The organism is Myxococcus sp. CA039A (genome assembly GCF_013336645.1).
GTDB classification, from domain to species: domain Bacteria; phylum Myxococcota; class Myxococcia; order Myxococcales; family Myxococcaceae; genus Myxococcus; species Myxococcus llanfairpwllgwyngyllgogerychwyrndrobwllllantysiliogogogochensis.
On the sequence record NZ_JABUMQ010000497.1, the window covers coordinates 1 to 5,409 of the forward strand.

At 69.8% G+C, this 5,409-nt stretch carries 1 protein-coding gene; it reads left to right on the forward strand.

Going from position 1 to position 5,409, the window contains the following annotated elements:
• Nucleotides 1-5,409: non-ribosomal peptide synthetase (locus tag HR086_RS44305; protein WP_174468650.1), on the forward strand; the 5,409-nt coding region annotated here is incomplete at both ends.

Consider the following 5,409-nt stretch of genomic DNA (forward strand, 5'->3'; position numbering starts at 1 on the left):
AGCCGATGCAGGTGGACAGCGGCACGGCCAAGTTCGACCTGTCCCTGCTCTGCGGTGACTTCGGCGACGACATCGGCGGCCTGCTCGAGTTCAACACCGACCTGTTCGACCGAAGCACCGCGGAGCGCATGGGCGCGCATCTGGTGCGCCTGCTGAAATCCGCGGTGAACAACCCGCGTCAGTCGCTGTGGCGCCTGCCCCTGCTCGACGAGCAGGAGCGTCACCAGTCCCTCGTCTCCTGGAATGACACGTCACGCGAGTCTCACGCCGTCACGACGATACACGGCCCCTTCGAGGCCCAGGCGCTCCGCACGCCCGACGCCATCGCCATCTCCGATGGCTCGCGCTCGCTCACCTACGCCGCCCTCGATGCACGCGCCAATCAGCTCGCCCACCACCTCGCCTCTCGTGGTGTGACTCCTGGCGGCGCCGTCGGCATCTGCCTCGACAAGTCCCTCGACATGGCCGTCGCCGTCCTCGCCACCCTCAAGGCCGGTGCGTCGTACCTCCCGCTCGACCCGAACTACCCCGCGGAGCGCCTCGCCTTCATGCTCGAGGACTCCGCGGCGCCTGTCGTCCTCTCGCACTCCGCCCTGCGCGCGGTGCTTCCTTCGTCGCGAGCACGACTCGTTCTGCTGGATGAGCAGGCCGAGTCGCTGGCGGCACTGCCCGAGCACGCGCCAGACGTCTCCGTCTCGACCGAGTCTCCGGCGTACATCATCTACACCTCCGGCAGCACCGGACGGCCCAAGGGCGTCGCGCTGCCACACCGCGCGCTGAGCCACTTGCTGACGTGGCAGTTGCGCCAGTCCGAGAAGCCGTCGGCCACGACGCTCCAGTTCGCGTCGCTCAGCTTCGACGTCTCCTGCCAGGAGCTGTTCTCCACCTGGTGGGCGGGCGGCACCCTCGTGCTTCCCACCGGAGGACTGCGCCAGGACATCCCGGCGCTGCTCGACTTCATGCACCAGCAGCGAGTCGAGCGGCTCTTCCTGCCCTTCGTCGCGCTCCAGGCCATCGCGGACGCCGTCTCTCACGGCGCCACCCTGCCCACCGCCCTGCGCGAAGTCGTGACGGCCGGTGAGCAGCTCCAGGTCACTCCCGCGCTCATCGCGCTGTTCGAGAAGCTGCCGGGCTGCATCCTGGAGAATCAGTACGGCCCCTCCGAGACGCACGTCGTCTCCGCCCACCGGCTCCAGGGCCCTCCCGCGTCCTGGCCCCGCCTTCCGTCGATCGGCGGGCCGCTGCCGCACACCCAGCTCTTCGTGCTGGATGCGTTGGGCCAGCCGACGCCCATCGGCGTGCCGGGCGAGCTCTTCATCGGCGGCGCGCACCTGGCCCTCGGCTATGCGGGCAGGCCCGAGCTGACGGCGGAGAAATTCGTTCCCCATCCCTTCAGCACCACGCCCGGCGCTCGCGTCTACCGCACGGGTGACTCGGCGCGCTGGAAGGCGGACGGCACCGTCGAGTTCCTCGGTCGCCTCGATGGACAGGTGAAGCTGCGAGGCTTCCGCGTCGAGCTGGGTGAAGTCGAGGCCGCGCTGCGCGCAATCCCCGGCATCCGCGACGCCGCCGCGACGGTCCGTGAGGACGCCCCCGGCCTCAAGCGCCTCGTCGGCTACTTCGTCCCCGTGTCCGCGTCGGAGCCCCCGAGCGCGGAGAACCTGCGGACCCTCCTGCTCCAGCACCTGCCCGAGTACATGGTGCCCACGGCCTTCGTCTCGCTGGAGACGCTCCCGCTGACGCCCAGCGGCAAGCTCGCGCGGCGCATGTTGCCCGCGCCCGACCTGGGTGCGCAGGAGCGCGAGGCCCCATTCATCGCGCCCAGGACGCCCCAGGAAGAGAAGCTGGCCAAGGTGTTCTCCAGCGTCCTGCACCTGCCACGCGTGAGCGTCACGGACAACTTCTTCGCGCTCGGTGGTCACTCGCTGCTCGCCACCCAGGTCATCTCGCGCATCCGGTCCGCCTTCGCCGTCGAGCTTCCGCTGCGCGCGCTCTTCGAGGCGCCCACCGTCGCCGCGCTCGCGGCCCGCATCGAAGACGAGGGGCTGGGAGAGACGCAGGCGCTCGCGCCGCCCATCGTCCCCGTGTCGCGCGAAGGCCTGGTGCCCCTGTCCTTCGCGCAGCTCCGGCTCTGGTTCATCGATCAGTTCCAGCCCGGCGGGGCCGCGTACCACATGCCGTCCTTCGTGCGCCTGGAAGGGCCACTCGACACGGCGGCGCTCCAGCGTTCCTTCGACGAGCTGGTGCGGCGTCACGAGGCGCTGCGCACCACCTTCTTCCAGCAGGACGACCAGCCCTACCAGCGCATCGCCCCCCACGGCGAGCTGCCCCTGGTGCGCGTGGACCTGCGGAGCCTGGAGCCCTCCACCGCTCGCGAGGAAGTGAAGCGACTGCTCCTCGAGGAGCTGGCTCGTCCCTTCAACCTCTCCACGGGACCGCTCATCCGCGCGCAGCTCCTGGAGCTGTCGCCTACCGAGCACGTGCTCGCGCTCAACATGCACCACATCGTCTCCGACGGTTGGTCCATGGGCGTGCTCGTCCAGGAAGTCGCCGCGCTCTACGACGCCTTCGCCCACGGTAGGCCGTCACCGCTTTCGCCCCTCGCCATCCAGTACGCCGACTACGCCGTCTGGCAGCGCGACTGGTTCCAGGGTGCGGTGCTCGAACGGCAGCTCACCTTCTGGCGCAACCAGCTCTCCGGCGTCGTGCCACTGGAGCTGGCCACCGACAAGCCGCGTCCTCCGGTCATGACCTCGCGCGGCGGCAACGTCGGCGTGTTCCTGCCCGCCTCCACCGCCGAGAAGCTCAAGGCGCTGTGCCAGCAGGAGGGCGCCACGCCGTTCATGGCGCTGCTCGCCGCGTGGCAGTTGCTCCTCTCGCGCTACTCAGGCCAGGACGACCTCACCGTCGGTTCGCCCATCGCGGGTCGCCAGCGCGCGGAGCTCGAAGGCCTCATCGGATTCTTCGTCAACACGCTGGTCTTCCGGGCGCGCATCGACGGACAGGCTTCGTTCCAGCACCTGTTGCGACAGGTGAAGGAGACCGCGCTCGGTGCCTACGCTCATCAGGACGTGCCCTTCGAGCGACTGGTCGAGGTGCTCCAGCCGGCCCGTGACTTGAGCCGCAGCCCGCTGTTCCAGGTCCTCTTCTCCCTCCAGAACACGCCCGCCTCCGCCATCCAGAAGCAGGCGCTGACCATCAGCCCCGTGGACGTCGACGGCGTCACGTCCAAGTTCGAGCTCAACCTCAACCTCGTGGAGCTGCCGGAGGGCTACGCGGGCTCGCTCGGCTACAACTCAGACCTGTTCGAGCACGCCACCGTCGAGCGACTCGCCCTTCACTACACCACGCTCGTCGAAGCACTCGTCTCGCGGCCCCAAATCCCCGTCGCGTCCTGCTCGCTGCTCACCGAGCAGGAGCAGCGGCAGGTCCTGCTCGATTGGAACGAGACGGGCACGGACGTCGCCACCGAACCCTTCGTCCATCGACTCGTCGAGCAGCAGGCCCGCCTCACGCCCGAGGCCCTCGCCGTCCTCTCCGATGACGAAGCGCTCTCCTTCACGCAGCTCAACCAGCGCGCCGACCAGCTCGCCCGGGTGCTGTGCTCGCGAGGGGTGCGCCCTGGCGACTTCGTTGCGCTGCTCACGCATCGCACGCCCCAGCTCCCCATCGCCCTGCTCGCCATCCTCAAGGCGGGTGCCGCCTACCTCCCGCTGTCTCCCGACTACCCGCGTGAGCGCCTCGCGTTCATGCTGCGCGACAGCGGGGCTCGCCTCGTGCTGTCCCAGGAGGCGCTCGTCTCGCTCCTGCCCGACGGACTCGACATCCTCTGCCTCGACTCCGCCTCGCACGCGGAGGAGCTCGCGCGCACACCGTCTGAGCCTCTCCTGTCGAAGCCGGAGCCCGACGCTCCCGCATACGTCATCTACACCTCGGGCTCCACGGGACAGCCCAAGGGCGTGCTCATTCCCCACCGCGCGCTCGCCAATCACATGGCCTGGTTCCTCCAGGTCTTCCCGCTCACCGCGCGGGACAGGGTGCTGCTCAAGACGCCGCTCGCCTTCGACGCCTCCGTCTGGGAGTGCTGGGCTCCGCTCCTCGCGGGTGCGCCGCTCGTGCTCGCGCCCACTGACGCCCACCGCGATGCGGCGCTGCTGCTCGACTGCGTCGTCCGGCAGGGCATCACCGTCCTCCAACTCGTCCCGTCCCTGCTGCGCTTCGTCCTCGATGAGCCCTCACTGGCTCGCGCCACGTCCCTGAGGTGGCTGTTCTGCGGAGGTGAGGCGCTCTCCGCCTCGCTCGCGTCCCTCGCCCGCGAGCGGCTCCCTCAGGCGCGGCTCGTCAATCTCTACGGCCCCACCGAAGTCACCATCGATTCGACCTACACCGTCGTCGATGCCGTCACGTCGGGCGTCTCCATTCCCATCGGTCGTCCCGTCGCCAACACACGCGCCTATGTGCTCGACGACACCCTGCGGCCCGTCCCGCCGGGTGTCCCAGGGGAGCTGTACCTGGGCGGTGCGCAGGTGGCCCTGGGCTACCTCGGCAGGCCCGCGCTCACCGCGGAGCGCTTCATCCCGGACCCTTTCGCCGCCACGCCTGGAGCGCGCCTGTACCGCACCGGTGACAAGGTCCGGTGGCTCGCGGAAGGGCGACTGGAGTACCTGGGCCGCACCGACTTCCAGGTGAAGCTGCGCGGTCTGCGCATCGAGCTGGGCGAGATTGAAGCCGCCCTCCGCGCGCAACCGGGCGTGCGTGACAGCATCGTCCTCGTGCGCGAGGACGTCCCTGGCCAGCACCGCCTCGTCGCCTATCTCGTCTCCGCGCCGCTCGATACGGACACGCTGCTCGCCGCACTGCGCGAGCGGCTGCCCGAGTACATGCTGCCCACGGTCTTCATGCGCCTGGACGCGCTGCCGCTGACGCCCAACGGCAAGGTCGACCGGCAGGCCCTACCCGTCCCCGAGCAGGGCACGGAGGACAGCCTCTTCGTCGCGCCTCGCAGTGCCATCGAAGAGACGCTGTCGGCCATCTGGGCCGAAGTGCTTCAGCTCGACAAGGTCAGCGTCACCGCCAACTTCTTCTCGCTCGGCGGCCACTCCCTGCTCGCCACGCAGGTCGTCTCACGCGTGCGCAGGACTCTCGACGTGGAGCTGCCTCTCCGCACGCTGTTCGAGACCCCCACCATCGCCGCGCTCGCCACCCGCCTTGGCGAGGATGGAGGAGCGTCCCCGCGCGCCCGCGCGCCCGCCATCGTTCCCGTGCCGCGCACGGGCGACCTCCCGTTGTCCTTCGCGCAGCAGCGCCTGTGGCTCATCGACCAGCTCGAGCCCGGAAGCTCCACCTACAACATTCCCCTCGCCCTGCTCCTGCAAGGGCCGCTCGAGGTGGACGCGCTCCAGGGCGCCT